Consider the following 24,485-nt stretch of genomic DNA (forward strand, 5'->3'; position numbering starts at 1 on the left):
AGCAATTTGGGGTGGCTTTGATATAGAATATAGGAAAATGCGAACTACTCACAAGGGGCGGCTTCACATGTCCTTAAGAACGCTGGGCCAAAAGTACGATGGTCAACAGGACGGTGTTTAGAGATGTATCTTAAAAAAGTCGACGGCCCGCGTGCCGTAACCCTCACGGATGGATCAAAAATGACCCGCGCAGACCTACCCTCGGCAAATACCCGGCGATGGGTCGCTTCTCGCAAGGCTGCTGTAGTACGCGGTGTGGTTTATGGATTGATCAGTAAGGATGACGCTTTGTCACGCTATAATCTCAGCGATGATGAGTTCATCGAATGGGTGCGCGCTGTCTCAACCCACGGAGAAGTCGGCTTAAAAGCGACGATGCTTCAGAAATATAGACAACTTTAGGTTGTTGCGGTATTAATGATTCCAACGTTTACGAGTAGTTAACCTTTATTGTTCACGATTGTGTGTAGAAATTGACCTTGAACCGCTGGAGATAATCAAAAATGCGCGTGCTGCTTGTCGAAGATGATCCTACGACCTCGAAAAGCATCGAGCTGATGCTGACTCATGCAAACCTGAACGTCTACGCGACAGACTTGGGAGAAGAAGGGATCGATCTGGCCAAGCTGTATGATTACGACATCATTCTTCTCGATCTCGACCTGCCGGACATGAGCGGACATGAAGTTTTGCGCCAGTTGCGGCTAAGCCGGATTGAAACACCTATTCTTATTCTGTCCGGCGCAGACGACACGGAGAGTAAAATCCGCGGTTTTGGTTTTGGTGCTGACGATTATCTGACCAAACCCTTCCACCGTGAAGAGCTGGTTGCGCGCATTCATGCCATCATCCGCCGCTCGAAAGGTCATTCTCAGTCGGTGATTGATACAGGTCTTGTCTCGGTCAATCTGGACGCAAAAACGGTGAGTGTCGAAAACAAGCCTGTGCACCTGACCGGCAAAGAATATCAGATGTTGGAACTGTTGAGCCTGCGTAAGGGCACGACCCTTACCAAAGATATGTTCTTGAACCACCTTTATGGCGGCATGGACGAGCCAGAGTTGAAAATCATCGACGTGTTTATTTGCAAGCTGCGCAAAAAACTGGGCACGGCTACTGGCGGTTCCAATTACATCGAAACGGTCTGGGGACGCGGCTATGTCTTGCGTGATCCTGATCCGGTAGAGATGGATCTTGCTGTGAGTGCCTGAAACAACGGCCCGCGGTTGTGAAAGATGCTAGACCTGCCTTTGGTCGCGCCCTATCTAAAAGCGGATAGGCGGCAACCCGAAGGCAGGTTTTTTAGTGACTTCCGAAAATACGACAACCGATCTGGATATCAGCGCGCTCTCTGAAGAACAGGCGAAGACTGAATTGGCGGCACTCGCTGTCAAGCTGGCTGGGGCAAACAACGCCTATCATACAGATGATGCACCAGTAATTTCGGATGCTGAGTATGATGCACTTAAGCGCAGAAATGCTGCGATAGAAGACCGTTTCCCGGACCTAAAACGCGAAGACAGCCCCAGTGATCAAGTGGGCGCGCCAGTGGCGGCCGGATTTGGTAAGATAACCCACAGTGTCGCTATGCTCTCGCTGGCCAACGCCTTCAGCGACGAAGATGTGCGGGAATTTGATGCCTCTGTCCGCAAATACCTTGGACTGCGTCCCGACGCTCCACTGACCTTCACGGCAGAGCCCAAAATCGACGGTCTGTCACTTTCATTGCGGTATGAAGGCGGGGTGCTGGTGCAGGCCGCAACGCGTGGCGACGGGGCGGTGGGTGAGAACGTTACCGCAAATGCCCGTGCCATTGCAGATATTCCGCATCAGCTCGACGGCGCGCCAAAGGTGCTGGAGGTGCGTGGCGAAGTTTACATGAGCCACGCCGACTTTGCGGCGCTCAACACCCGTCAGGACGCGCGCGGCGGCAAAACCTTTGCCAATCCACGCAACGCGGCCGCAGGATCTTTGCGCCAGCTTGATCCCGAAATCACTCGTGCGCGGCCCTTACGCTTTTTTGCTTACGCATGGGGCAGCCTGTCTGAACCGCTGGGTCAAACGCAATGGGAGTCTATTAAGAATCTGGGCAGCTTGAAGTTTTCGATCAATCCGCTGACGCGCCGCTGTGACAGTCCCTCAGAGATGATTGCACATTACGCCGATATCGAAGCGCAGCGCGCGGCCTTGGGCTATGACATCGATGGGGTCGTGTACAAGGTGGACAATCTAGCACTTCAGGAACGGCTTGGCTTCCGGTCAACAACACCCCGCTGGGCGATTGCGCATAAATTCCCTGCCGAACTCGCTTGGACCACGCTGGAGGGGATTGATATTCAAGTGGGCCGAACCGGCGCTCTCAGTCCGGTCGCACGGCTTGCGCCTGTCACCGTGGGCGGTGTGGTTGTCTCAAACGCAACGCTGCACAACGAAGATTACATCAAAGGCCTCGATAGCAAGGGGCAAGAGATCAGGGGCGGCAAGGATATCCGGGTCGGTGATCTGGTGCAGGTTTACCGCGCGGGAGATGTGATTCCGAAGGTGGCGGATGTGGACATCTCGAAACGCGCTGCGGATGCGGTACCTTTCGTCTTTCCACATGTCTGCCCCGAATGCGGCAGCGACGCGGTGCGTGATCCGGGCGATGCGGTCCGGCGCTGTACGGGCGGGTTGATCTGTCCGGCGCAGGCGGTCGAAAAGCTCAAGCATTTCGTTTCCCGTGCGGCCTTTGATATCGATGGGTTGGGTGCAAAACAGGTTGAGCAGTTCTACCTTGATGGCTGGATCGCGGAACCAGCGGACATTTTCACGCTTCAGCGGCGTTTCGGCAGCGGCGTGCAGCAATTGAAAAACCGCGAAGGCTGGGGGGATAAATCTGCCACCGCGCTTTTTGCTGCGATTGATGATAAGCGGAAGATCCCGCTTGCTCGGCTTCTGTTCGGGTTAGGCACCCGCCATGTAGGTGAGGCGGCGTCGAATATGATCGCGCTGCACTATGGCACGTGGGACGCTCTGGCCAACGGCGTGGACGATGCGCGAGATCAAACTGGCCCAGCGTGGGAGGATCTGATCGGGATTGACGGCATGGGAACGGTTATGGCCGGCTCACTTGTCGGGGCATTCGCCCAAGAGGCGGAGCGCGCATCGATCGACCGCTTGGTGGCGCAGCTTGATGTGCAAGAGGCCAAGCGGGCCGATACCACTGGCTCCCCCGTTGCCGGAAAAACCGTGGTTTTCACTGGCACGCTCGAAAAAATGACCCGCGCAGAGGCCAAGGCGCGGGCAGAGCGGTTGGGCGCGAAAGTGTCCGGCTCTGTCAGTGCAAAGACAGATATTCTGGTGGCTGGACCAGGCGCAGGCTCCAAGGCAAAGAAAGCGGCCGAACTGGGGATCGAGACGCTGGACGAAGACGGCTGGCTCGACTTGATTGCAGGCCTGTGAGCACACGGCCCGAACCTCTTTTTCCGCTTTTTGCGGGGCTTGATAGCTTGCCGGGCATTGGCCCGAAAACAGCGCAGCATTTCGCAGGGCTCCGGGTGCAGGCCCCGCGTGATCTGCTATTTACGCTGCCCCAATCAGGCATCGACCGCCGTCTGGTGCCAACGGTCCAGGGCGCGCCGTTTCCGACAACGTTGACTGTCGCAGTCACCATTGGCAAACATTCTCCTCCCCGCAACAAGGGCGGCGCTTACCGCATTCACGTTGAGGATGCGCAGACTTCGTTCCAGTTGGTTTTCTTTCATGCGCGTGGGGATTACTGGCAGCGTGCTTTGCCTGAAGGCAGTCGCCGTGTCGTATCAGGGCGGGTAGAGCTTTTTGACAGCATCCCGCAGATGGTTCACCCCGATTTCACCGTGCCAGAGGATGAGGCCGACAGCATCCCGAAATTCGAGCCAGTCTATCCGCTCGCCCACGGTGTGACGCAAAAGCTGATGTATAAAGCCACGCGCGGCGCGGTGGCATTGATCCCGCCCATGGGAGAGTGGATCGACCCCGGTCAATTGGCCAAAGCAGGATGGCCGGACTTCACCACAGCAGTCACAACTGCGCATGACCCGGCATCATTGAATGACATCAGTGCATCTGCGCCCGCACGGGAAAGGCTCGCCTATGATGAGCTTTTCGCCCACCAGATCACATTGGCATTGGCCCGACAGGTGGAGCGGCGCAAGAAAGGCCGCGCAGCGAAGGCCACCGGCGTGTTGCAAGCCAAAGTGCTGGAGGGTTTGCCCTATGCGCCCACCGACGCACAAACCCGCGCTATAGCCGAAATCATTGCCGACATGGGAAGCGACCAGCGCATGAATCGGTTGCTGCAGGGCGACGTCGGCGCTGGTAAAACGCTGGTTGCGTTTATGGCGTTGCTGGCGGCGGTAGAGGCCGGCGGGCAGGGGGTGTTGATGGCGCCTACTGAAATCCTCGCGCGGCAGCACTTGCAAGGGCTGCAACCCTTGGCCGAAAGCGCGGGCGTAGTGTTGGAAATCCTGACAGGTCGGGACAAGAGCGCCGAGCGTGCCGCAAAAATCGCTGCACTTGAGCGGGGCGACATCCAAGTGCTTGTCGGCACACATGCCGTCTTTCAGGAAACGGTGGTGTTCAACGACCTGCGGCTTGCCGTCGTGGATGAGCAGCACCGCTTTGGCGTGCGCCAGCGGCTGGAGCTGGGGCGCAAGGGCCGTCATGCCGATGTACTGGTGATGACTGCCACACCGATTCCGCGTAGCCTTGCGCTGGCGCAATACGGTGACATGGACGTCAGCGTGCTGGATGAAAAGCCACCCGGCCGCAAACCCATCCAGACCGTTCTTATCAGCACGGAACGCTATGATCAGGTCATCGACCGATTGCGTGCAGCGATTGCGGACGGGCGGCAATGCTATTGGGTCTGCCCCTTGGTCGAGGAAAGCGAAGTCAGCGATCTCACCTCTGCCGAGGAACGGTTCAAGCGCTTGCGCGCGGCCTTGGGCGAAGGGGTGGTTGGGATGGTTCATGGTCAGATGCCGCCAGCGGATAAGGACGCGGCGATGGCTTCCTTTCAGCGCGGTGAGACAATGCTGTTGGTGGCCACGACCGTGATTGAGGTGGGCGTGGATGTGCCCAATGCCTCTATCATGGTGATTGAACGGGCCGAAAGCTTTGGTTTGGCGCAGTTGCACCAGCTGCGCGGACGGGTAGGACGCGGGTCAGCCGCCTCCAGCTGTTTGCTGATGTACCAAAACCCCTTAAGCGAGACAGGGCGTCAGCGCCTAGAAGTGCTGCGCGAGACAGAAGACGGATTTGTCATTGCCGAAACGGATCTGAAAATGCGCGGGACCGGTGATTTGATCGGCACAGCCCAGTCCGGTGTGCCAAGGTTCAAGGTAGCCGACCTTGAAAAGCAAGCCGCGCTGATGGCAGTGGCTCAGTCAGATGCGCGCAAACTGCTCAATGATGATCCGGGTTTAGAGAGCGATCGTGGCCGTTCTGCTCGCCTGCTTTTGTGGCTCATGAGACAGGATGAAGCAATTCGTTTGATTTCAGTGGGTTAGGTCTGATGTTCCGTTAAGTTCACAAATGTTCTTAAAAAGTTCTGTACAACGCGTTAATAATATGAGAACAAAGAGGCAACAAGAACGGAGAGAGACATGACCTTCTACAAAACAATCAAAGCTATCGCCACACGGTCGCAAGACACATTGGTCCAAGATGCAGCTGGTGCTGCAGCGTTGATTGTTATGCTGGTTGTTGGTTTGCATCTTCCCGTACTTGTCTGATTTTCTGCCTGCGCTCTCATGCCAGGGCCGGTTTTCTGGCGCATCTGTCCCAAATTGATGTGCCTTCCATGTTACGCTCTGCCTGTCTGTAACATGTCTTGGGGATGCCTTCCCTGAACCGCGCTTTTGGGTCCCACATGGGAAACGCTTTTCTTGCGCCGCCATCCTTTTGGATGTGCGGCGTTTTTTTGATCCGCCTAGGCGTCAGGCATCTTGTTGGGCGGCAGCCATGGCTTCGGCCAAAGCTTCGATGCTCAGCAGGATCGAGGCGTGGCGATTCTTGTATTCGACGGCAGGTGTTAGTACTTCGAACCCGTCAAATGGCGCTTTTGGCACGCCGCCTTTGCCTTTCAACATCGCTTTGAGCTGATCCCGACCACGCTGCACGGTCTCCAACGTAGCACCTTCCGCGGCGGCCCCTGTGACGGCGGCGGCGGCTTGACCCAGTGCACAGGCCTTTACGTCCTGACCCAACGCCGCCAACCGACCATTAGCCACCTGAACGTCGACCGTCACGCTTGACCCACACAAGGGGGAGCGGCGCGTCACGCTTGCGTCTGGCGCGTCAAGACGGCCTAGATGGGGAATATCAGCCGCCAGCGCGAGGATGCGCGACGAGTAGAGCTTGATCAAATCAGTGTCGTTGGACATGGCATTTCCTTTGTCTGCCTTCTACATAAGCCGATACAGACCGGATGCAAAAACTTTTGAACGAGGTGCGCCAGCATGTCCTTTGACCCGACGACCCTAAAGTACAATGAGGCTGGCCTGATCCCGGCGATTGCGCAAGATCATAGCACTGGCGAAGTGTTGATGATGGCATGGATGAGCGCTGAAAGCCTGATGCGGACGCTTGAGAGTGGACAGGTTACCTATTGGAGCCGTTCGCGGCAGGAATTTTGGGCAAAAGGTGCGACATCGGGCCACGTACAGACACTCAAAGAGCTGCGAGTGGACTGTGACCGTGACTGTTTGCTGATGCAAGTCGACCAAATTGGTGCTGCCTGTCACACCGGACGCCGCAGCTGTTTCTACACGGTGGTTACCAGCGATGGCGAAAAAGAAGTGATCAGCGTCGGTAGCTAAAGCCCGATGAGGGCGCGAATATCGGCGGGCGAGGCACCTTGCGCGCGGTAAAGCGATAGCGCGCGCGCATCATCGCGCTTGGCCAGCCGCTTACCTTTGTCATCGCGGATCAGCGGATGGTGGTGGTAGACGGGCGTGGGCAGGTTGAGTAGTTCTTGTAGCAGAACGTGTATCACCGTCGCGTCGAACAGATCCGCGCCGCGTATAACATCCGTGACACCCTGTGCTGCATCATCCAGCACGACCGACAGATGATAGGACATGCCAATATCGCGGCGGGCCAGCACGATATCACCGATTGTGCGAAGTATTTCAGGGCCGGACATTTGTGCGGTGCCGCTTTCCGTGGGCAAGCAGGCTTCCTTAAACATGACAGGCGCGGTGCTGGCATTGGAATGTCCGGTCAGGCGCAAGGCTTTTGACATGTTCAGACGAAGGGCTGCATTGTCCGGACGCTGGGCTCTTTCAGTCATTTTGTGTTTCTCTCGGCACGTGCCGGGGTAGATCACACCATCAGGACCAAGAAGCGGCACACCTTCTTGTGGCGCACTGGCAGCAGCAGCAATATCTGCACGCGAACACGTGCACGGATACAGCAGACCGCGCGCCCAAAGCTGGTCGAGCACATCCTGATAGACGTCAAACCGATCTGATTGCCGCATGACTGGAGTTTCCCATTTCAGGCCAAGCCATGCGAGGTCATCGTAAATCTGGGTTTCCCATTCGGCACGCGCGCGGGAGCGGTCGATGTCTTCAACCCGCAGCAGAAAACGACCATTTCTGGTCTGTGCCATGTTATAGGCAAACAATGCGGAATACGCATGGCCCAGATGCAAGGGGCCGGTTGGGGATGGGGCAAAACGGGTGGTGAACGTCAAGCTTTTTCAACCACGTAGACTGTTGAGTTCAAGTTCTTGCCAGGCATGTGTGGCCCGTGGTCCATGGACAAAAGCCGCGCCGCGCCGCAATCGAGCCATTCGTTCAGCCGCCCCGTATTAGCAGAATCCGCCAGTGCGTGGTCGTTGAAAGAAAACACCAGCTTTCCGTCCCGCGATAGCGCGTGCAGCAAGGTATCAAGGGTTGAGGGAGGCGCAGCACCTGCTCCGATCACCCCGACCGCACTGATCAGAGTGTAATTGCCGTCCAGCTTTGCGTCCGGCTCAATCTGTTTGAGGGTTCGGTAGATGTTTTTGGCACGGGCCTGTTCCAGCATTTCAGCCGAAATATCAACGCCGTCGATAACCTCAAACCCTGCCAAGCGGAACGCCAGACCAGCGAGACCGGTTCCGCAGCCGAAATCGAGCAAAGGTGTTGTTTTGTCCACGACACAAGCCGCCAACGCTTCTGCGCAGCGCGTTGGCGCCGCATAGCCGTGCGCGCCGACTTCGGCCTCATAGGTCGCGGACCATTCATTATAAAGAGCGCGAGTACTGTCGGAATCCCGCGCTACATAGGCTTTGTCCAGAAAATTTGTGCTCATTATGACAGTTTAAGCGTGCTCGCCTTGTTGTCCAGAGGCAAGCCATTCCTGCCAATCTTCTTTGGCGCGGTCGGTATAGGCCTTGTAGCGATCTTTTCGCCCGCGTCGGCCACTTTTGAGCCCTTCAACCGCAGGAAAGAGGCCAAAGTTGACGTTCATCGGTTGGAAGGTCTTGGCCTCAGCGCCACCAGAGATGTGGGTGATCAACGCGCCGGTCGCGGTGGTGGGGGGGGGCGTATCAATGGTCGTGCCGTTGATCTGCGCGGCGGCCAGACGACCGGCAAGCAAACCCATTGCGGCACTCTCGACATAGCCCTCAACGCCGGTGATTTGACCAGCGAAGCGGATGTTGGGGCGGGACTTTAGGCGCATCTGACCATCCAGCAAGGTAGGCGAGTTCAGAAAGGTGTTGCGGTGAATGCCGCCCAGACGGGCAAAACTGGCGTTCTCCAAGCCTGGAATACTTTTGAAAACATCCGTTTGCGCGCCGTACTTCATCTTGGTTTGGAAGCCGACAATATTGTAAAGCGTGCCTAGCTTGTTGTCGCGGCGCAGCTGTACCACGGCATAGGCTTTCACATCGGGCTGGTGCGGATTGGTCAAGCCAACAGGTTTCATCGGGCCAAAACGCAGGGTCTCGCGGCCACGCTCCGCCATGACTTCGATTGGCAGGCAACCGTCGAAATAGCCCGCAGTTTCGCCCTCGTGGAACTCGGTTTTGTCGGCAGCCATCAGCGCATCGATGAACGCCTCGTACTGCTCTTTGTCCATGGGACAGTTGAGGTAGGCGGTGCGCTCTTCCTCGGTTTCGCCCTTGTCATAGCGCGATTGCATCCACGCTTTGCTCATGTCGATGCTGTCATGGTAGACGATCGGTGCGATGGCGTCGAAAAAGGCAAGCGCCTCGGCTCCGGTTTCGGCGGCGATTGCCGCACCCAGATCGGAAGACGTGAGCGGGCCTGTGGCAATGATCCAGTGGCCGCTGTCGGGAAGCGACCTAATCTCTCCGTATTCAACGGAAATATTGGGATGGGCCATCAGCGCATCTGTCACTGATTGCGCAAAGGGATCACGGTCCACGGCCAATGCACCGCCGGCGGGCAGGCGGTGTTTTTCAGCGGTTTGCATGATCAAACCGTTGGCTTGGCGCATTTCCCAATGCAGCAGGCCCACGGCGTTCTGTTCGCTATCGTCGGAGCGGAAGGAGTTGGAGCAAACCATCTCACCCAGCAATCCGGTCTGGTGGGCAAAGGTTTCGACCTTGGGGCGCATTTCGTGAATGACCACCTTGATACCAAGGTGTGCGGCCTGCCAGGCGGCCTCTGATCCGGCCATACCGCCGCCGATGATGTGTAATGTGTTATCCATGCCCCGCAGATATGCCAGCGCGCGCAGCGGTGCAACAGGCCGCGCGCCAAGTTAATGCGGCAAATCAACTAGAGCTAATCAGGGTGTAAAGAAAGGTGGGAGGATTTTGGGGTCGCCGCTGCGGGAAAGAAGGGGATCAGATGAGAGTCTAATCTGGAGGGATCTTCCGCCTACGGCGACCCAAAATGGGGCAGCACATCGTGCCATGTGCAATTTATGCCTTATTCCTGCCAGATTTGCCAGACGTAGTTTCGCGACACTGAGGTGCCAATTGCGCAACAGTATGGATTGGCTACAAAAAAGCCCCAGTCGCTGGGGCGAACGGGGCTATATTTTGTTGGTGTATAACGGTCAGGACGGGGGCGCGAGGATATCTAACTCTAACCCTGACGGGACCGACGCGGGTACACCAAGACCGCGCTTTCCGGCCGTTGGGTCCGTAAGCGCACCAAGAAACGCCATGATCTTATCTATTTCGGCCTGTTCCAGCGCCACGTCAGAAATTTCGATGGCTTCGGCGATACGCATAAGTTCGTCGAAATTATCCATCGCAGTCCAGTCGTAGGCCTCAATGTCGCCGGACAGACGGGCTTTGCTGCGGTCATATTTGGCAAGGCCATTGACCGCATCCAGATGGTGAAGGACGATATCATCAAGGTTGGAGTATGCACCGTTGTGCCCGTAAGGCGCAGTTTCGGTCACATTGCGCAGGGACGGCGTGCGGAATCGGTACATGTCATCCGCCACACCCGTCACCATGCCGTGACCGGTGTCAGCATAGTCTTCCTTGCCCGGGCCCAGTTGTGGCAGACCAATGGCGTGAAAGTCGTGATCGGTCTGGAACGACCCCGAGTGGCAGGTCGAGCAGCGCGCCTTGCCGTAGAACAGATCCATCCCCTCAAGCTGTACGTCGGTCATGGTATTTTCGCCGCGCAGATATTTGTCGAACGGGCTTTGATCAGCGCGGAATTCCGACCCGATGAAGGCGGCAAGGGCCGTACCGATGTCATTGATGTGGATACCGGTGACGTCCAAATCGCCGAAACGCTGGCGGTATTCGGGGATCGCATCCACGCGGCGTGCAAGGATATCCCATGCGCCGCCCGGTCCAAGAATACGCTCGGCAGCAACAGCATCCGCCACTTCGTTCTCACCCGCATCGCCGGCCATTTCGGCAGGTGATAGAATGGGCAGAATGTTCTGGGCCGCAAGCGCCGAGGGCATAGGCCGCTCCAGCGTGCGGCCTTCGGGCATGCGGATGCCGAACATGGCGTGGCGGTCCTTGGCCGTGCGACCGTCATGGAACATCACGGTGAATTCTTTAGCGCCCAGATTGAACAGGGCAGGTGCGTTGCGCGGAATGCGGGTCTTTGGTTTGTTGGCCGCATCAATGCTGCGCAATTCGCCAAGGCCGATGCCCCCTTCACCAAGCGATAGGGACATGGCGTCCGAGGTGCCAAGGGTTGGGTGATGGCAGGTGGCACAGGCAATATTGTGATTGCCTGACAGAACCGGATCAAAGAACAGGTCACGTCCCAGACCAATCAGCTGCGCGGGCGAGTTGTGGAAGTCTTCATCACTGACTGGCGCGGGCAAAGGCCCTGCAAAAGCGGCGGCACTACCCATTAGGCCCACACACAACGCGCCTAGCGCTTGTTTCAACATCACACTGCTCCTCAAGAGATTGTGATGAGGGCTAACTTAATTTTGACACAAAAACGACAAAAGCTTTGGAAAAACACCGTGCCGCATTAGGAAACAGTTATTGTTTCCAGTCAGGTGGCCGCTTTTCAATAAAGGCCTGCATGCCTTCGTTTGTGTCGTTGTAGCTGAGGTTTTCGACCATGACGGCACCAGTGTGGGTATAGGCAGCCGCAGTTTCCATCGCCAATTGCTCATAGAAAGCGCGCTTACCGATTTTCACAGCAGCGCCCAATTTGCCCGCGATCTGGTCTGCCAGCGCGGCAGTTTCCTGCGCCAAGGCCTCTGGTGCGACGACACGGTTGATAAGGCCCAGCTCTTCGGCCCGCTCGGCAGAGATAAAATCGCCGGTGGTCAGCATTTCAAACGCCTTCTTCGGCACGATGTTACGGCTAAGCGCGACCATCGGGGTTGAACAGAACAAGCCGATGTTCACACCATTGACGCCAAAGCGCGTGCCTTGCCCCGCCACGGCCATGTCGCAGGTCGCCACCAGCTGACAGCCAGCAGCGGTGGCAATGCCGTGTACCTGCGCGATCACCGGTTGCGGCATGCTTTGGATGCGCATCATTACATTAGTGCAACGCGCGAACAGATCGGCAAACGCCGTGGCACCTTTGTCTTCGTTCTGGCGCATGGCTTGCATCTGGCGCAGGTCATGGCCTGCACAAAACGCCTTACCTGCGCCTGCAATTGTGACGACCCGGCAGGTCGGATCACCTGCAAGCTGGTCGAGCGTCTCTTGCAGCGCTGCCAGCATCTCATCGCTCAACGCATTGAGCCGCTCGGGGCTGTTCAATGTGAGGTGCGTGACCGCGTCCCGTTGCGTTACTTCCAGAATTGTCATCTTGCGCGCTCCTTATGTTGCGGCAACTCTAGCGGCAACCTTAGGAGGAGGACAAGTATGGCCCGTAGCAGTGAAGTAATGATGGATGCGCCACAATTGATGACGTTCATGCGTGAGGTGTTCCAGCAGGTGGCGGATGATTTCAACGTTGAAGAGGTCAAGCCAAACGAAGTGACCATCCGACTTATTGTTTCGGAAAAGCATTTGCGTCCGGGCGGGACCGTCTCAGGCCCGTCAATGTTCGGGTTGGCTGATGTGGCGGCTTATTTTGCAACGCTGGCCATGATCGGGCCACAGGCGCTTGCGGTGACGACCAACTGTTCGCTCGACTTTATGCGCAAGCCTGCGGCGGGGGTCGATCTGATTGCGACGGCAAAGTTGCTGAAACTCGGGCGGCAACTGTCGGTATCCCACGTGCTGATCTATTCTGAAGGCATGGAAGAACCGGTCGCTCAGGCGACTATGACCTATGCGATTCCTCCAGTGAAATCGCTTTAAGGTACAATCCGATTTCGCAGAGAAATTGTATCAAAAAAGGGCAGGGGTAAACCCTGCCCAAGTGAAGAGGTCTGGTTTGACGCCACGGGGAGTCACGCCTTCCAGAACACCTTGCGCGCCTCGATCAGAGCCACATCAGATGTAAGTCCCACATCAGCAAGCTGCCATGCCTCAAGCGTATGCAGGGCGCGGCGGGTGCGTTTGCGGGCTACCCATTTCGTGACAAGCGCCTCAAATTTAAAGCTAATTACCGCCAGCAGGGGCAAGCTGCGCGTGGTGCTAAGAACCGCGTGGGCATCAGTGTTCATGGTCGCTGTCTGTGTCATGGGTAAATCTCCTTGAATAATTGTATTGACACAATTAGGCGGTATCGCCATGAGTATTGGTACAATGCAATTTTGCGTAGTTCTATGGAAACATTGTAATGGATACAATTTGGACGCCCGAGGTTGATCCGACGGTCAAACCTAAATACCGCGCTGTTGTCCGCGGAATCAGATCCGGCATTGCGTCAGGCGCGCTGTCCGTAGGGGACAAGCTGCCACCAGTGCGCGATTTGGGCTGGAAGCTGGAGATGACACCGGGGACAGTCGCGCGGGCCTATACCGTTTTGACGGATGAAGGTGTGCTGACAGCCGAGGTCGGACGGGGGACCTTTGTCGCAGCGCCTAAAGCAGAGCCGCCGTTGAACCTTTTGGAAATGGATGTGATCGAACACCGGACCGGGGGTGATAACTATGAGGTTAATCTGTTTTCCCCGCATTTACCCAATGGCGGGCAATCGACGCTTATCCGTAAACTGATGGCGCAAATCGCACAGGATCCGCCATCGGGGCTTATGCATTATCCGTCGCGGCGGGGCGCGCAGCCGGCGCGAGAGGCGATGTTGCACTGGTTGCACGATGTTGATCTGGGGCCGCTGACCGAAGCCGATATCGTGCTTTCGCACGGCGGCCAGAATGCGATCATGTTGATCTTTCAGACAATTCTGTCAGGTCGCAGGCCAGTCGTTTTCCTTGAAGAGCTTTGCTATCCTGGCTTTCGCCGTGTGGCTTCTGCATTGCGGGCGGAGGTCGTGACGGTTGCGATGGATGAGCATGGCGTGTGCCCTGTCGCCCTTGCCGCCGCGGCGGAGCGCTACCCCGAGGCACAGATCATCTGCACCTCTCCCGAAGTCCACAGCCCGACCTGCGGCTTTACCCCGTTGGCCCGCCGCAAAGAGATTGTCGAAGTGGCGCGCCGATATCACCTGCAGATCGTCGAGGATGATTGCTACCGGATCGGAGCGGCCCAAGCGCCCGGTTATCGACAGCTGGCACCGGAGCGGGGCTGGTACCTTACATCCGTCAGTAAATCCATTTCGCCCGCCTTACGACTGGGCTGTGCAGTCGGGCCGCGGGCACAAGCTGCGGCTTTGCACCGCAGCGCCGAACACGGGTTTTTCGGGCTCGCCACCCCGATGACTGATCTAGCGGCTGCGCTGTTGGTCCATCCACAGCTTGAAGAGGTGATAGCGCGGACACGCGAAGGGATTACGGAATACGTTAGAACGGCGGTTAATATTTTAGGTGGATATGAATTGTGCTGGCGGCCGGATGTCCCGTTTTTCTGGTTGAATTTGCCTGAAGGCTGGCGAGCGAACGCATTTTGTCGCGCCGCCGAGACGGTGGGTGTTCGAATGCGTGCCGCGGAAGAGTTCGCCGCGCGAAATGCCCGAACGCCTCATGCGGTACGTATGGCTGTCAATGCAGGCGTGAGCCTCATCAGCTTCGAAGCGGCGATGGTGCGCTTGCGTGATTTGCTTGATAATCCCACGGAAGAGATCGGTGTGTAGGGTAGTGTGTGGCCTACTATTTTCCGCGTTTGATTGGGTGCAAAGCATGGAAACGCGTAAGCAGGCGCAAAATGACCTCCCGAAAGGGTGCTATTTTTGGGGTAAAATAATACCTTAATTGCAAGCATTTGAATCTAAACGGTTAATTTGATTTTGACCCGCTTGACCTGGCCAGCGGCATGGTTATAACCCGCCCATCACATCGGGCTTTTGCCCCTGTCACCACACAAACGGGAATACCGTATATGAAAACCTTTTCTGCAACACCGGCAGACATCGACAAGAAATGGATCATCATTGATGCCGAAGGCATCGTGCTGGGCCGTCTTGCGTCGATCATTGCCACGCGTTTGCGCGGCAAACACAAGCCATCCTTCACGCCTCACATGGATTGCGGCGATAACGTCATCGTAATCAATGCCGAGAAGATCCAAATGACCGGCAAGAAGCGCGAAGAAAACTTCTACTGGCACACCGGCCACCCGGGCGGGATTAAAGAGCGCACAAAAGCCGAAATTCTTGAGGGTAAGCACCCTGAGCGTATCGTGACCCAAGCGGTTAAGCGCATGCTTCCAGGCAACCGCCTGAGCCGTCAGATCATGACCAACCTGCGCGTATACGCCGGTGGTGAGCATCCTCATGAGGCCCAAGAGCCTACAGTTCTGGATGTTGCATCCATGAACAAGAAAAACACACGGAGCGCATGAGCATGGCTGACGAAATCAACACACTCGAAGATCTCGCATCTGTAGCCGGCATCGAAGCCACTCCAGAAGTAGAACTGATACCACGTGAGCCCGTTCGTGACGAATTCGGCCGCGCCTATGCAACCGGCAAGCGTAAAGATGCGGTCGCCCGCGTCTGGATCAAGCCCGGTTCCGGTAAGGTTGTCGTAAACGGAAAGCCGCAGAACGAATACTTTGCGCGCCCTGTTCTTCAGATGATCCTGCAGCAGCCTTTCAGCATCACGGGCACAGACGGTCAGTTTGACGTCTACGCCACAGTGAAGGGCGGCGGTTTGTCCGGTCAGGCCGGTGCGGTTAAGCACGGCGTGTCCAAAGCACTCCAGTTGTACGATCCGTCCATGCGCGCAGCGCTGAAAGCGGCAGGCTTCCTGACCCGTGACAGCCGTGTGGTTGAGCGTAAGAAATTCGGTAAAGCCAAAGCGCGTAAGAGCTTCCAGTTCTCCAAGCGTTAAGCTTTTTACCAGACAAAAAGAAAGGCCGTCTCTCAGAGGCGGCCTTTTTAGTTGGTGGGTAGTTAGAGTGTCAGAGAGGGATGTTTTTCCATCCTTCGGTTCGCATAGCGTAGATGCCTCCGCCTCTGACGACGCGCGTGGCGAGCCCGTTGGTTAAACACCAAAAGGCTGTGGCCGATGGGCATGCACATACCGTCTCTTATGCACATGCTGCCTTCAAACAGGGTAAGCGGCAGCAGGAAAGCTGCCATAAGCCGCGCGCGTTTGCCTAGAGGGATGGCAAGACCCGCGGATACAAATAGAACACACACCAGGACGTCGAGAAGGGCAACGTCGGTCGTTCGAAGGATCGTGGGGAAGAACGAAGTCCCGTGGTTATGTCCTCCCAAACTGTCGAAGGGTTGCATCCAGATTGGGACCGCAAAATCCATGCGATGTAGTCAGTTAGTGTTATTTATCTGCCTCAATAGTTCGCGAGTTAATTCTGCGTTGTTGGTATCTTTGCGCCTTTTCTCCTAGTCTATCGATAAACAGGGATGCAAAGCGGCTTTTGCATTTTTGTTGGTTACCTCCCTTATGTTGGGGTGGTTGAAGTGAAGCATTGCTGGATCATCTCTACGCCGGCGCGCACAACAGGATCCAACTGGCGGGTCTTGTGATAGACCATCCAAATATCGAGTCTCTGGCAGGGTTCCCCATTGGTTGCCCTGCGTAGATCGGGGTTCCGGTCTCCAAATTCGGTGGGGAAGAAGCCCATGTAATTTCCGTGCCCGATAGATTGAGCAGCAAGGTTCAGGCCTTCGATGCGCAATTTCGGGATACAGGGCATGTCAAACCCGTAATCCTTCGGCTGAATGGAAACACCGTCATAGTCAATTTCTAGCCAATCGGTTGGCCAACTTTCGGAATGGGATGAGATGTAAGGACAAACATTAAGGCTGGAAGCCTTTGCGCAGACATAGTTTCCGTGCTGCGGGCGGGTATAGCGCACTGCCACATCTGTTTCAGAATAGGCGAGGCTGCGGTCATAGATCGTGAGATCGACATTCAGCGGAGTGTGTTTACCGCCTCGGTAGGATGCGATATTCTTCATAAATGTCTGCATGATGGTCAATGACACAGACAGCTTGATCACTGCATCGCTTGCCAATTCTTCTGTGTGATCAAACGTGATCAGGGGAAGGCGCGCGTCCACCTCTCTGGCGAGGGTTACCAATTCGGCGCCCATAACGGTGGCCTCCCAATACTGTCCGTTGCGGACGAAAAGCGTCTGTCCGACGTCTTTTGTGATCCGTTCAATCCGCCGTGAGACAGTCGCAACGTTCACCTTCAGGCTTTTGCCGGCGTCAACCATGAACCCGTGGCGGTCCAACGCGAGGCAGTATTTCAAATCATTCCAATTCAACATAGGGGTGGCCTCCATCAGGTGGCTCGAAATGAACCGTATTGTGATAACCGCTAACCGCTGAACTGTGAAACCTGGCGCTACAAGCACGCAGAACGTGATGTTTTAATCTAGAGAGTGAAGGCCGCTCCATGGCTATCGCTCTGCTAGCGAGCGATGTTCGCTTGCCTGTCAAATAAGACCACAGTTTGTATTTTTTTTGACGACTACAGTGGCTAGGTCTTTGATAGAACGGGTTGGTTTTTGGACATTTGGATGCCTGCGCTATCCATAAGGATAGGGTCAATCGCGCAGAGCGGATCAAATTTTGAACCGCTTTTGCGCGGCGTACATATTCCGTAGGCAGGATTTTGACTTGCCCATGAAAGGTATTTTCGACGCCAGCGTCATTTCCAAACGTCCAAGTTCGGCGCATAGTATCAAGCGGTGGCACCCGTCGCGCCAAAGCAGAGCGTTTGATTGAACTGAACGCCTTCGAGTTAAGTTGGGTAAATGACGGGATTTTGGGGATGGTTAATTGATGCTTAGAACACAGGATATTACCGTGATGCGACGAATTTCCCTTTTGGCCATTGGTGTGCTTTTGACCAGTTGTGGTACGCCAGAATACCGGGCAGAGCGGAACATCTGCGCTTCCGAGTGGATCACAAAAATCCAGCCACGCTATGAACAAGAGCTCTATTCCGTCACTGAATCCAGACGTGTGCCCACCGGCAGGACGATCTGTAAGGGGGAGGGCCACTTGATTATCTGTGATCAGGTGATGCGGACCGAATATTATTCGGTCCCAGCGATCCGGACCGTTGACCGCAATAAGCGTCGCCGCGATGCGCAAATATCTGTCTGCACGCAGAAAGCCTGCCAAGTCAGGTTCGGCAATGTAGAATGCAAAGCCTGACGGCGATGAAGTCGCGTCGCGTCATTCCTGTAGACGCCCCTTTCAGGCGGCGTTTTGTGTGCCTATGTTGGGGGTAAGTAAAGAGGAACACCCATGAAATACTCTATCCTTGATCTCTGCCCTGTGCCTGAAGGGCATAGCGCTGCAGAAGCGATGCAAAACACTGCTGATCTTGCTCAGCACGCCGAAGCCTTAGGCTATCACCGTTATTGGATGGCGGAGCATCATAACATGCCGGGTATCGCCTCTGCGGCGACAGCTGTTTTGCTGGGCCATGTGGCGGGCAAGACAAAGGCCATTCGCGTCGGCGCAGGCGGCGTGATGCTGCCCAACCACGCGCCGCTGACGATTGCCGAACAGTTCGGGACGCTGGCTACGCTTTACGGTGACCGTATTGATCTGGGGCTTGGCCGTGCGCCGGGCGGTGATCAGGCTGTTTGGCACGCGCTGCGCCGCGGACGCACCGGACAGGATGACTTTCCCGCTGAAGTGGCTGAACTGATGGGATACCTTGGTGACGCCGACCCGCGCGCACCGGTGCAGGCGCATCCGGGGCAGGGAACGCATGTCCCGCTGTGGATACTTGGTTCATCACTTTATGGGGCGCAACTGGCAGCGCATTTCGGGCTGTCGTACGCTTTTGCCTCTCACTTTGCACCTGACGCACTGGAGGAGGCAGCTTACATCTATCGCCGTGATTTCAAACCGTCAGACAGTCTGGACGCGCCGAAATTCATGCTTGCCGTAAATGTCATAGCGGCTGACACGGATGCCGAGGCGGCCTATTTGCGGACCTCGGTGCAGCAAGCCTTTGCGCGTCTACGTAGCGGCATGCCGGGCAAGCTGCCCAAACCCGTTGACGATATTGACGCGGCCATAGGCACAGCGCTGCGGCGGGGCGTGGATCAGGCGCTGCGCATCAGTGCGGTAGGCTCCCCCGCGACTGTGAGGACGCAGTTGGCCGAGCTTGTGGCAAAGTATCAGCCGGATGAGCTGATTCTGACGGGGCAAATACATGATCACGAGGCGCGCAAACGCTCTTTCACGATCGCATCCGAGGCGCTGACAGACCTTAGCATTGCCGCCTAAGTGGCGTCATTCATCCGGTGAAATGAGACCCAAACCGCGCAGATAAATCCCGATACCCGTTTCCAGCAAATCCTCTGGTGGAAACGGGGACGCGCGGCCGGGTGAATTTCGGGCAAAAAGCTCTACCACGCCGTGGCTGAGCGCCCATATATGCGCTGAAAACATTGAGGCCGGCGGGCGTTTGTCCTCTGGGATGTGCTGGCTTAGGTCGGTAGCGGCCTGTTCCAGCACGCCACTGGCGCGGTTTGCCACCGCAGCCAACGCAGCCGAGCGGTTGATTTGCACGCCGCTTTCAAACATCGCGATGTAGTGGCCGGGGTATTTCCGGGCAAAGGCCAGGTAAGCGCGTCCTGTTGCCTCAAACGCTTGCAGTGCCGATGGCTGACCGCTTTCATAGGCGTATTGCATCAAGTCGCCGAATATCTCGTAACCTTGTCGCGCAGCTTCGGCGATCAGGTCCTCACGGCCATCAAAATGGCGATAGACAGCAGCAGGTGTCACACCGGCCTGCTTGGCCGCTTCGGACAGGGTAAAACCTGTGGGGCCGCGCAGTTCGATCAGCGCCAAAGCCGCATCGACCAGCGCTTGCCGCAAATTGCCATGATGGTAGCCGCGTTTAGACATCCCAGATCTCTGGCCCGCTGCAAACGGAGCTGTCGATCCGGCCAATCGCATCGGTGTTTTTGTGGGTATAATCAAACTGGTGCAGCACGGTGCGGATTGCGTTCACACGCGCGCGGCGTTTATCGTCAGAGCGAACAACGGTCCACGGCGCATGGACGGTGTGGCTGCGCGCCAGCGTGTCCTGAATGGCCGCTGTGTATTCGTTCCACAAGCCCAAGCCTTTGACATCAATGCCCGAAAGCTTCCACTGCTTGAGCGGATCACTCTCACGCGCGAGCATGCGGCGCAATTGCTCGGCACGGCCAACGTTAAGCCAGAACTTGAACAAGTGAACGCCATCCTCGACCAGCATTTGCTCAAACGGTTGGACCTGCTGGAAAAACTGCGTGTTCTGGTCAGGTGTACAAAACCCGAAGACGGGTTCGACGACACCGCGGTTATACCAAGAACGGTCAAAGAACGCGAACTCACCGGCGGAGGGGAGGTGTTTGATGTAGCGCTGGAAATACCACTGGCTGCGCTCTTCTTCTGTTGGCTTTGGTAAAGCCACGACATGCGCGCCGCGCGGATTGAGGTTCATGCGGAAGCGCCCGATGGTGCCTCCTTTACCTGCGGCGTCGCGGCCTTCAAACAAGATCGCGATGCGGGTGCCGCTTTCGCGCGCCCATGCTTGCAGCTTCACCAGCTCGATCTGCAACGCATCCATCTGCCGCTCATAGGATTTGCGGCCCATGCGGCTGGCGTGCGGATAACTTTCCGTCAGGATATCATTTTTTTCCGCCGACGTTACGGCTTTGCGGATCTCTGCGGGTGCATCGTTCTCAAAATAGGCGCTGATCGCACCGTCAAAGGGCAGCTGCATGGCGGGCCTCCTGCGTTTAGTTTCTGGCAATATGCGATGTTAAAGGGATTAACGCAAACCCGCGCGAGCGGCTGCGCGGTCAATTGCGGCCTCGACCGCGTCGGGGTCGGCGTGATGTGGCATATGGCCCACGCCGGGCAACACAGTGAGCCTTGCCCCCGGCACCTGTCTGGAGAGCGGTTCCGAGTGCACCGACAGTGGCACGATGGTATCGGCGTCGCCGTGGACGATCTCTAACGGCATAGGCAAGCTATTGTAGCGTTGGGACATTTTTACGATATGCGGACGCAGATGATTGACCTGCTGGGCATTGGCGCGCAGGCTTTCACGTCGCAGAACCAGTCCGGCACCCACGTGATGAGCATAGTCGAGTGGCGCGAGTTGGGGCGTGAAAATGCTTTCGACGCTGCTGTCTACATAACTTTGCGGTAGAAACGCGGAAATGAAGGGCACCAACAGCCCGCCACCCAATGCAGTACCAACGATGGTATAGGTCCAGCCCAGATCTCCCGGCCAAGGGTTTGACACAGCGCCAAGCATGACAACGGCGGCGGTTTCTTTCGGACGGTTCAGCGCCCAAGCCATCGCGACTGCTCCGCCAAAGGAATGGCCGACGATAATTGGGCGGTCTACTCCGACGATGTCAGCCGCCTTTTGCAGCAGAGCGGCCTGTTCCATCGGGGTTTCATTGGCCGTATTCCAAGCCCCGCCTTTGCCCGGCAGGCGCCCCGTCCAACCAAGACCCGGACGATCAAGCATAATCACGCGGTAACGATCCGACACCCTTTCGGCGAAATCAAAGGTCCAGTCGCGGACATTGCCGCTGGCGCCATGGATCAGGATAAGGTCGGGGCCGCTGCCTTCGATCAGGACGTGAACAGGCGTGCCGTCAACGTCGATCACACGACCTTGGGGAGGGTAGTTTTTGTTGGCTGCCGCCTCGCGGGCGCTGGCACGCCATTGCACTGCCACAACTAGCGTCATGGCGACTGTGGCGAAAAACAACATTCTAAAGGCCGATTTTTTCAATATCATAAGGCGTTGATTGATAGATTTCCTGAATCCAGTTCCCGTAGAGCAAATGCGCGTGGCTGCGCCAGCGGTTGACGGGAGGCAAGATCGGGTCATCGTTGGTGTAGTAGTTGACCGGCACATTGATCGACGTGCCGGCCTCAATATCGCGGTCGTATTCCTGCTTGAGCGTGTCGCGGTCATACTCAAAGTGATTAAAGATGTAGATAGCTCGGTGTTCGGGGTCTTCCACCAATGCGGGGCCCACTTCGTCACTGCCCAAGAGGGTCTTGAGCCCAGGATGGCTGTCCACTTCGTTTTGGCGGATTTCGGTCCACCGCGACACGGGGATCACACAGTCATCTGAAAAACCATTCAGATAGGGGGACGCGGGTGCCAAATTCTTATGACGGAAACAGCCAAAAGCTTTGGCGTCGAGGATATGCTTTTTGACACCGTGGAAGTGGTTGATCATCGCCATCGCGCCCCAGCACACACCAAAGGTGGATTGCACGTTGGTCTGGGTCCAGTCCATCACGCGCTCAAGCTCGGCGTAGTAATTGACGTCCTGAAATTCCAGATGTTCAATCGGGGCGCCGGTAATGATGAGGCCGTCGAATTTCTCGTCCCACGCGTCCGAGATGGGGCGATAAAAGCTCTCCATATGCTCGGCGGCGGTGTTGCGGGTCTGGTGGTCGGTCATGCGCAGCAACGACAGCTCAATCTGCAGCGGCGTCGCGCCGATCAATCGGGCAAACTGGTTCTCTGTCTGAATCTTCTTGGGCATCAGGTTGAGCAACGCAATGCGCAGCGGGCGGATGTCCTGACGCGCAGCTTGATCTTCGTCCATGACGCGCACGCCCTCGCGGGTCAGAACATCATAGGCGGGCAGGGCAGCAGGGATTTTGATGGGCATGGGTCAGTTCTTTTTATCAGGCGGGAGTTACAGATAGAGCCGTAGGTCCATAGTCTCAAGGGGCCGCACGGGATCGTGTCTAAAGCCTGGAGGCGATCAGCGCGTCAAAGTCATCCGACGTGGCGACCGCGTGCATTTCCTCGGCCGTGACGGTGATGCCGTGACGCGCCATTGCAGCGTAGCGCGGCTGGCGGTGGGCTAGTGCCTGTGCGTAGGTCCAGCGAATGAAGGCATCTGGATCAACGTCATCTTCCTTGATGTTGTTATCATTCAGATATTCATCCCAAGTGCGCGCAAGAAAATCGGGGTGATAGGCCATCGGTTTGGGCGCGCGGTCAAAGCGGCGGATCAGCTCTTGGGAGTGGGCCTCATCGCCTTTGATCCAGATGAGCAGGCAGGTTTCAGAGAGTTTTTCCAATAGCGGGTCGGCGTCATTCTCTGGATCCACCCACTCACAGATTGATCCACCGGTGTCACAGATGAAATTCGGATAGCCATACAGCGTCTGTGCCCGTGTCATGAACGCTTCGGTGTCTATAAGGGCCGCAATCTCGGCCTCGCGGAATTGGCTTTGGCGTTTGGTGTATTCGGCCATCGGCAGGCCGCACTTTTCCGGGTTGCCCGGCTTGCCCAGATAGGCGGAGACCGCGCTTAGGTCATGGTCATGCACGTTCGGCTCAATATAGATCGCATCCGCGCGCAGCATTTCAGCCAGAAACGGTTCGCGCATGGCGTGGGTGATCAAATTATCTTTGATATGGCGGTACATGCCGGACGTGCCTATCCGGTAGTCAACGGAATAATGGAACCAGCCGCCTTGCTGGACCAGCATCTTGGAGACGTGGGTCTTGCCAAGGCCGGACATCCCGAAAAACAGGACAGATTTGCGCGTGGCACTGTGCCAGCTTTTTGCATCGGGGTAGAGCATGTGGGCCTCCGGGCTGGGGTTGCCCTTTCCCTAGCGCGCGCGGTGCAGCCGGTCAATCAGGCGACCGTCGATGATCACCAGACCAAGGGCTAGCAGCGCAAAGCCTTTGTAGGCGTTTGGCGTCAACGATTCACCCAGAAACACTGCGCCCAAGACAATCGCAACGGGGGCAATCATTAGCGTGACCAGCATCAGGTTGCCGCTGCCCGCGAGATCCAGCAATTTATAATAAAGCAGATAGGCAAAGGCCGTCGCTCCGATCGCGTAATAGGCGATGGCGAAGATTGTGCGCGGTTGCAGGTCCAGACGGATGGGCCCGTCAACGATCCATGCAAGCGGGATCATGATCATCGCCGACATCGTGAGCATGCCAGCCACCGCAACCTGCGGCACCAGCCCCACGAGGCGTTTGCGTGCCCAGACACCGGCAAGAGCATATGACAGCGTCCCTGCCAGCACGGCCAGTTGTGCCAGCGAGGTAGTGTCAAACTCGCGCAGATTTTGCAGGCCGATGGCTGTAATCACGCCTGCAAACCCGACAGCCACACCCACGGCTTTGCGGCGCGAGAGCCGCTCGTCGCTAAGAAAGATAGCCGCGACCAGCACGCCGAAGACCGCGGTTGCAGCGTTGAAGATCGAAGTGAGGCCGGTCGGAATATAGAGCTGCCCCCTAGCCATCAGGCTAAAGGGAATCACGTTGTTCAACAGGCCCATGCCCAAGAAACCGATCCAGATCCGGCGGCCACGTGGCAGCGGCAGCTTTCGGACCAACACATAAGCCCACAAAACAAGCGTGGCCCATCCCACGCGGTGTGCGACAGTTGTCAGCGGCGACACCTCGTCCAGTGCAATCCGGATCGATAGGAAGGACGCGCCCCAGATTAGGGCAAGAAGGGTCAAAAGACCCCAGCTCTGTGCGGATATTGTGCGTTCATTCATGATCATTATCTAGCGTGTAAGGTGCCGCGTTTCGATCCGGAACCTGCG

General features: G+C 56.7%; 25 protein-coding genes. 11 read left to right on the plus strand and 14 right to left on the minus strand.

All coding sequences use genetic code 11. From position 1 onward, the window contains the following. Positions 1-123: 123 nt before the first annotated feature. The 5 genes from sciP to V7730_RS04460 all read left to right on the plus strand — a co-directional run bounded on the left by sciP (position 124) and on the right by V7730_RS04460 (position 5,753). Positions 124-402, plus strand: a complete 279-nt coding sequence (sciP, locus tag V7730_RS04440; RefSeq protein WP_335746382.1) for a CtrA inhibitor SciP — start codon at positions 124-126, stop codon at positions 400-402. A 101-nt stretch (positions 403-503) separates the two neighbouring features. Next, positions 504-1,211, plus strand: coding sequence for a response regulator transcription factor CtrA (ctrA, locus tag V7730_RS04445; protein WP_335746383.1), 708 nt, complete (start codon positions 504-506; stop codon positions 1,209-1,211). Between the two features lie 94 nt (positions 1,212-1,305). Then, positions 1,306-3,441 carry an NAD-dependent DNA ligase LigA gene (ligA, locus tag V7730_RS04450; protein WP_335746384.1) on the plus strand — a complete coding sequence of 712 codons (2,136 nt, stop codon included), beginning with the start codon at positions 1,306-1,308 and terminating at the stop codon, positions 3,439-3,441. Further along, positions 3,438-5,528: an ATP-dependent DNA helicase RecG gene (gene recG, locus V7730_RS04455; RefSeq protein WP_335746385.1), complete on the plus strand. Its 2,091-nt coding sequence runs from the start codon at positions 3,438-3,440 to the stop codon at positions 5,526-5,528. The genes ligA and recG overlap by 4 nt, the downstream gene beginning before the upstream one ends. A 96-nt stretch (positions 5,529-5,624) precedes the next feature. Further along, positions 5,625-5,753, plus strand: coding sequence for a hypothetical protein (locus tag V7730_RS04460; RefSeq protein WP_335746386.1), 129 nt, complete (start codon positions 5,625-5,627; stop codon positions 5,751-5,753). Between the two features lie 204 nt (positions 5,754-5,957). Here V7730_RS04460 and V7730_RS04465 read toward each other — a convergent pair whose 3' ends face one another. Next, positions 5,958-6,404 (minus strand): iron-sulfur cluster assembly scaffold protein, encoded by a 447-nt coding sequence (locus tag V7730_RS04465; protein WP_335746387.1) that lies wholly within the window; start codon positions 6,402-6,404, stop codon positions 5,958-5,960. 75 nt (positions 6,405-6,479) lie between these two features. Here V7730_RS04465 and hisI point away from each other — a divergent pair, with 75 nt between their 5' ends. After that, positions 6,480-6,839, plus strand: a complete 360-nt coding sequence (hisI, locus tag V7730_RS04470; protein WP_335746388.1) for a phosphoribosyl-AMP cyclohydrolase — start codon at positions 6,480-6,482, stop codon at positions 6,837-6,839. On the opposite strand, the gene gluQRS is transcribed toward hisI, so the two are convergent. From gluQRS to V7730_RS04495, 5 genes are all read right to left on the minus strand, one after another. Continuing rightward, positions 6,836-7,717, minus strand: coding sequence for a tRNA glutamyl-Q(34) synthetase GluQRS (gene gluQRS, locus V7730_RS04475; protein ID WP_335746389.1), 882 nt, complete (start codon positions 7,715-7,717; stop codon positions 6,836-6,838). The genes hisI and gluQRS overlap by 4 nt on opposite strands. After that, a complete protein-coding gene (locus tag V7730_RS04480; RefSeq protein WP_335746390.1) occupies positions 7,714-8,319 on the minus strand; it encodes a class I SAM-dependent DNA methyltransferase in 606 nt (201 codons plus the stop codon). Before V7730_RS04480 ends, gluQRS begins: the two co-directional genes overlap by 4 nt. Before the next feature lie 9 nt (positions 8,320-8,328). Further along, complete coding sequence (trmFO, locus tag V7730_RS04485; protein ID WP_335746391.1) at positions 8,329-9,687, minus strand: methylenetetrahydrofolate--tRNA-(uracil(54)-C(5))-methyltransferase (FADH(2)-oxidizing) TrmFO; 1,359 nt, start codon at positions 9,685-9,687, stop codon at positions 8,329-8,331. Between the two features lie 351 nt (positions 9,688-10,038). Continuing rightward, positions 10,039-11,352, minus strand: coding sequence for a cytochrome-c peroxidase (locus tag V7730_RS04490; RefSeq protein ID WP_335746392.1), 1,314 nt, complete (start codon positions 11,350-11,352; stop codon positions 10,039-10,041). Between the two features lie 97 nt (positions 11,353-11,449). Continuing rightward, a complete protein-coding gene (locus tag V7730_RS04495; RefSeq protein ID WP_335746393.1) occupies positions 11,450-12,235 on the minus strand; it encodes an enoyl-CoA hydratase in 786 nt (261 codons plus the stop codon). Positions 12,236-12,292: 57 nt separating this feature from the next. Here V7730_RS04495 and V7730_RS04500 point away from each other — a divergent pair, with 57 nt between their 5' ends. Further along, the gene (locus V7730_RS04500; protein ID WP_335746394.1) at positions 12,293-12,733 is read left to right on the plus strand and encodes a PaaI family thioesterase; all 441 of its coding nucleotides are present in this window, start codon (positions 12,293-12,295) and stop codon (positions 12,731-12,733) included. 92 nt (positions 12,734-12,825) lie between these two features. On the opposite strand, the gene V7730_RS04505 is transcribed toward V7730_RS04500, so the two are convergent. After that, on the minus strand, positions 12,826-13,059 hold the full coding sequence (locus tag V7730_RS04505; RefSeq protein WP_335746395.1) for a DUF1127 domain-containing protein: 234 nt from the start codon (positions 13,057-13,059) through the stop codon (positions 12,826-12,828). Between the two features lie 98 nt (positions 13,060-13,157). Between V7730_RS04505 and V7730_RS04510 the strand changes: the two genes are divergently transcribed. The 3 genes from V7730_RS04510 to rpsI all read left to right on the plus strand — a co-directional run bounded on the left by V7730_RS04510 (position 13,158) and on the right by rpsI (position 15,765). After that, positions 13,158-14,567: an aminotransferase-like domain-containing protein gene (locus V7730_RS04510; RefSeq protein ID WP_335746396.1), complete on the plus strand. Its 1,410-nt coding sequence runs from the start codon at positions 13,158-13,160 to the stop codon at positions 14,565-14,567. A 245-nt stretch (positions 14,568-14,812) separates the two neighbouring features. Continuing rightward, a complete protein-coding gene (gene rplM / locus V7730_RS04515) occupies positions 14,813-15,274 on the plus strand; it encodes a 50S ribosomal protein L13 (RefSeq protein WP_335746397.1) in 462 nt (153 codons plus the stop codon). 2 nt (positions 15,275-15,276) lie between these two features. Further along, a complete protein-coding gene (gene rpsI, locus V7730_RS04520) occupies positions 15,277-15,765 on the plus strand; it encodes a 30S ribosomal protein S9 (protein WP_335746398.1) in 489 nt (162 codons plus the stop codon). A 574-nt stretch (positions 15,766-16,339) separates the two neighbouring features. Here the strand turns inward: rpsI and V7730_RS04525 are convergent. Continuing rightward, positions 16,340-17,173, minus strand: coding sequence for a LysR family transcriptional regulator (locus V7730_RS04525; RefSeq protein WP_335746399.1), 834 nt, complete (start codon positions 17,171-17,173; stop codon positions 16,340-16,342). Positions 17,174-18,161: 988 nt separating this feature from the next. Here V7730_RS04525 and V7730_RS04530 point away from each other — a divergent pair. Continuing rightward, positions 18,162-19,157: an LLM class flavin-dependent oxidoreductase gene (locus tag V7730_RS04530; protein ID WP_335746400.1), complete on the plus strand. Its 996-nt coding sequence runs from the start codon at positions 18,162-18,164 to the stop codon at positions 19,155-19,157. Between the two features lie 6 nt (positions 19,158-19,163). Here V7730_RS04530 and V7730_RS04535 read toward each other — a convergent pair whose 3' ends face one another. The 6 genes from V7730_RS04535 to V7730_RS04560 all read right to left on the minus strand — a co-directional run bounded on the left by V7730_RS04535 (position 19,164) and on the right by V7730_RS04560 (position 24,437). Further along, positions 19,164-19,781 carry a TetR/AcrR family transcriptional regulator gene (locus tag V7730_RS04535; RefSeq protein ID WP_335746401.1) on the minus strand — a complete coding sequence of 206 codons (618 nt, stop codon included), beginning with the start codon at positions 19,779-19,781 and terminating at the stop codon, positions 19,164-19,166. Further along, entirely contained in the window at positions 19,774-20,643 is an 870-nt protein-coding gene (ppk2, locus tag V7730_RS04540; protein ID WP_335746402.1) for a polyphosphate kinase 2, read from the minus strand. The genes V7730_RS04535 and ppk2 overlap by 8 nt, the downstream gene beginning before the upstream one ends. A 48-nt stretch (positions 20,644-20,691) precedes the next feature. Continuing rightward, positions 20,692-21,651 (minus strand): alpha/beta fold hydrolase, encoded by a 960-nt coding sequence (locus V7730_RS04545; protein WP_335746403.1) that lies wholly within the window; start codon positions 21,649-21,651, stop codon positions 20,692-20,694. Between the two features lies 1 nt (position 21,652). Beyond that, on the minus strand, positions 21,653-22,570 hold the full coding sequence (locus V7730_RS04550; RefSeq protein WP_335746404.1) for a homoserine O-succinyltransferase: 918 nt from the start codon (positions 22,568-22,570) through the stop codon (positions 21,653-21,655). A gap of 79 nt (positions 22,571-22,649) precedes the next feature. After that, the gene (locus V7730_RS04555) at positions 22,650-23,498 is read right to left on the minus strand and encodes an ATPase (RefSeq protein ID WP_335746405.1); all 849 of its coding nucleotides are present in this window, start codon (positions 23,496-23,498) and stop codon (positions 22,650-22,652) included. A gap of 30 nt (positions 23,499-23,528) precedes the next feature. Further along, entirely contained in the window at positions 23,529-24,437 is a 909-nt protein-coding gene (locus V7730_RS04560; RefSeq protein WP_335746406.1) for a DMT family transporter, read from the minus strand. Positions 24,438-24,485 lie beyond the last annotated feature (48 nt).

Origin of the sequence: Sulfitobacter sp. (assembly GCF_036961165.1) — a bacterium.
Classification (GTDB): domain Bacteria; phylum Pseudomonadota; class Alphaproteobacteria; order Rhodobacterales; family Rhodobacteraceae; genus Sulfitobacter.

Excerpts from the sequence above, each read along its gene's own strand:
- V7730_RS04460 (WP_335746386.1), top strand. The coding sequence starts at position 5,625 with ATGACCTTCTACAAAACAATCAAAGCTATCGCCACACGGTCGCAAGAC.
- ppk2 (WP_335746402.1), bottom strand. The coding sequence starts at position 20,643 with ATGCAGCTGCCCTTTGACGGTGCGATCAGCGCCTATTTTGAGAACGAT.
- V7730_RS04525 (WP_335746399.1), bottom strand. The coding sequence starts at position 17,173 with ATGTTGAATTGGAATGATTTGAAATACTGCCTCGCGTTGGACCGCCAC.
- V7730_RS04560 (WP_335746406.1), bottom strand. The coding sequence starts at position 24,437 with ATGAATGAACGCACAATATCCGCACAGAGCTGGGGTCTTTTGACCCTT.
- V7730_RS04545 (WP_335746403.1), bottom strand. The coding sequence starts at position 21,651 with ATGTTGTTTTTCGCCACAGTCGCCATGACGCTAGTTGTGGCAGTGCAA.
- V7730_RS04505 (WP_335746395.1), bottom strand. The coding sequence starts at position 13,059 with ATGACACAGACAGCGACCATGAACACTGATGCCCACGCGGTTCTTAGC.
- V7730_RS04535 (WP_335746401.1), bottom strand. The coding sequence starts at position 19,781 with ATGTCTAAACGCGGCTACCATCATGGCAATTTGCGGCAAGCGCTGGTC.
- V7730_RS04550 (WP_335746404.1), bottom strand. The coding sequence starts at position 22,570 with ATGCCCATCAAAATCCCTGCTGCCCTGCCCGCCTATGATGTTCTGACC.
- hisI (WP_335746388.1), top strand. The coding sequence starts at position 6,480 with ATGTCCTTTGACCCGACGACCCTAAAGTACAATGAGGCTGGCCTGATC.
- V7730_RS04490 (WP_335746392.1), bottom strand. The coding sequence starts at position 11,352 with ATGTTGAAACAAGCGCTAGGCGCGTTGTGTGTGGGCCTAATGGGTAGT.
- sciP (WP_335746382.1), top strand. The coding sequence starts at position 124 with ATGTATCTTAAAAAAGTCGACGGCCCGCGTGCCGTAACCCTCACGGAT.
- rplM (WP_335746397.1), top strand. The coding sequence starts at position 14,813 with ATGAAAACCTTTTCTGCAACACCGGCAGACATCGACAAGAAATGGATC.
- ctrA (WP_335746383.1), top strand. The coding sequence starts at position 504 with ATGCGCGTGCTGCTTGTCGAAGATGATCCTACGACCTCGAAAAGCATC.
- trmFO (WP_335746391.1), bottom strand. The coding sequence starts at position 9,687 with ATGGATAACACATTACACATCATCGGCGGCGGTATGGCCGGATCAGAG.
- V7730_RS04465 (WP_335746387.1), bottom strand. The coding sequence starts at position 6,404 with ATGTCCAACGACACTGATTTGATCAAGCTCTACTCGTCGCGCATCCTC.
- rpsI (WP_335746398.1), top strand. The coding sequence starts at position 15,277 with ATGGCTGACGAAATCAACACACTCGAAGATCTCGCATCTGTAGCCGGC.
- V7730_RS04500 (WP_335746394.1), top strand. The coding sequence starts at position 12,293 with ATGGCCCGTAGCAGTGAAGTAATGATGGATGCGCCACAATTGATGACG.
- V7730_RS04495 (WP_335746393.1), bottom strand. The coding sequence starts at position 12,235 with ATGACAATTCTGGAAGTAACGCAACGGGACGCGGTCACGCACCTCACA.
- V7730_RS04555 (WP_335746405.1), bottom strand. The coding sequence starts at position 23,498 with ATGCTCTACCCCGATGCAAAAAGCTGGCACAGTGCCACGCGCAAATCT.
- V7730_RS04480 (WP_335746390.1), bottom strand. The coding sequence starts at position 8,319 with ATGAGCACAAATTTTCTGGACAAAGCCTATGTAGCGCGGGATTCCGAC.
- V7730_RS04530 (WP_335746400.1), top strand. The coding sequence starts at position 18,162 with ATGAAATACTCTATCCTTGATCTCTGCCCTGTGCCTGAAGGGCATAGC.
- V7730_RS04510 (WP_335746396.1), top strand. The coding sequence starts at position 13,158 with ATGGATACAATTTGGACGCCCGAGGTTGATCCGACGGTCAAACCTAAA.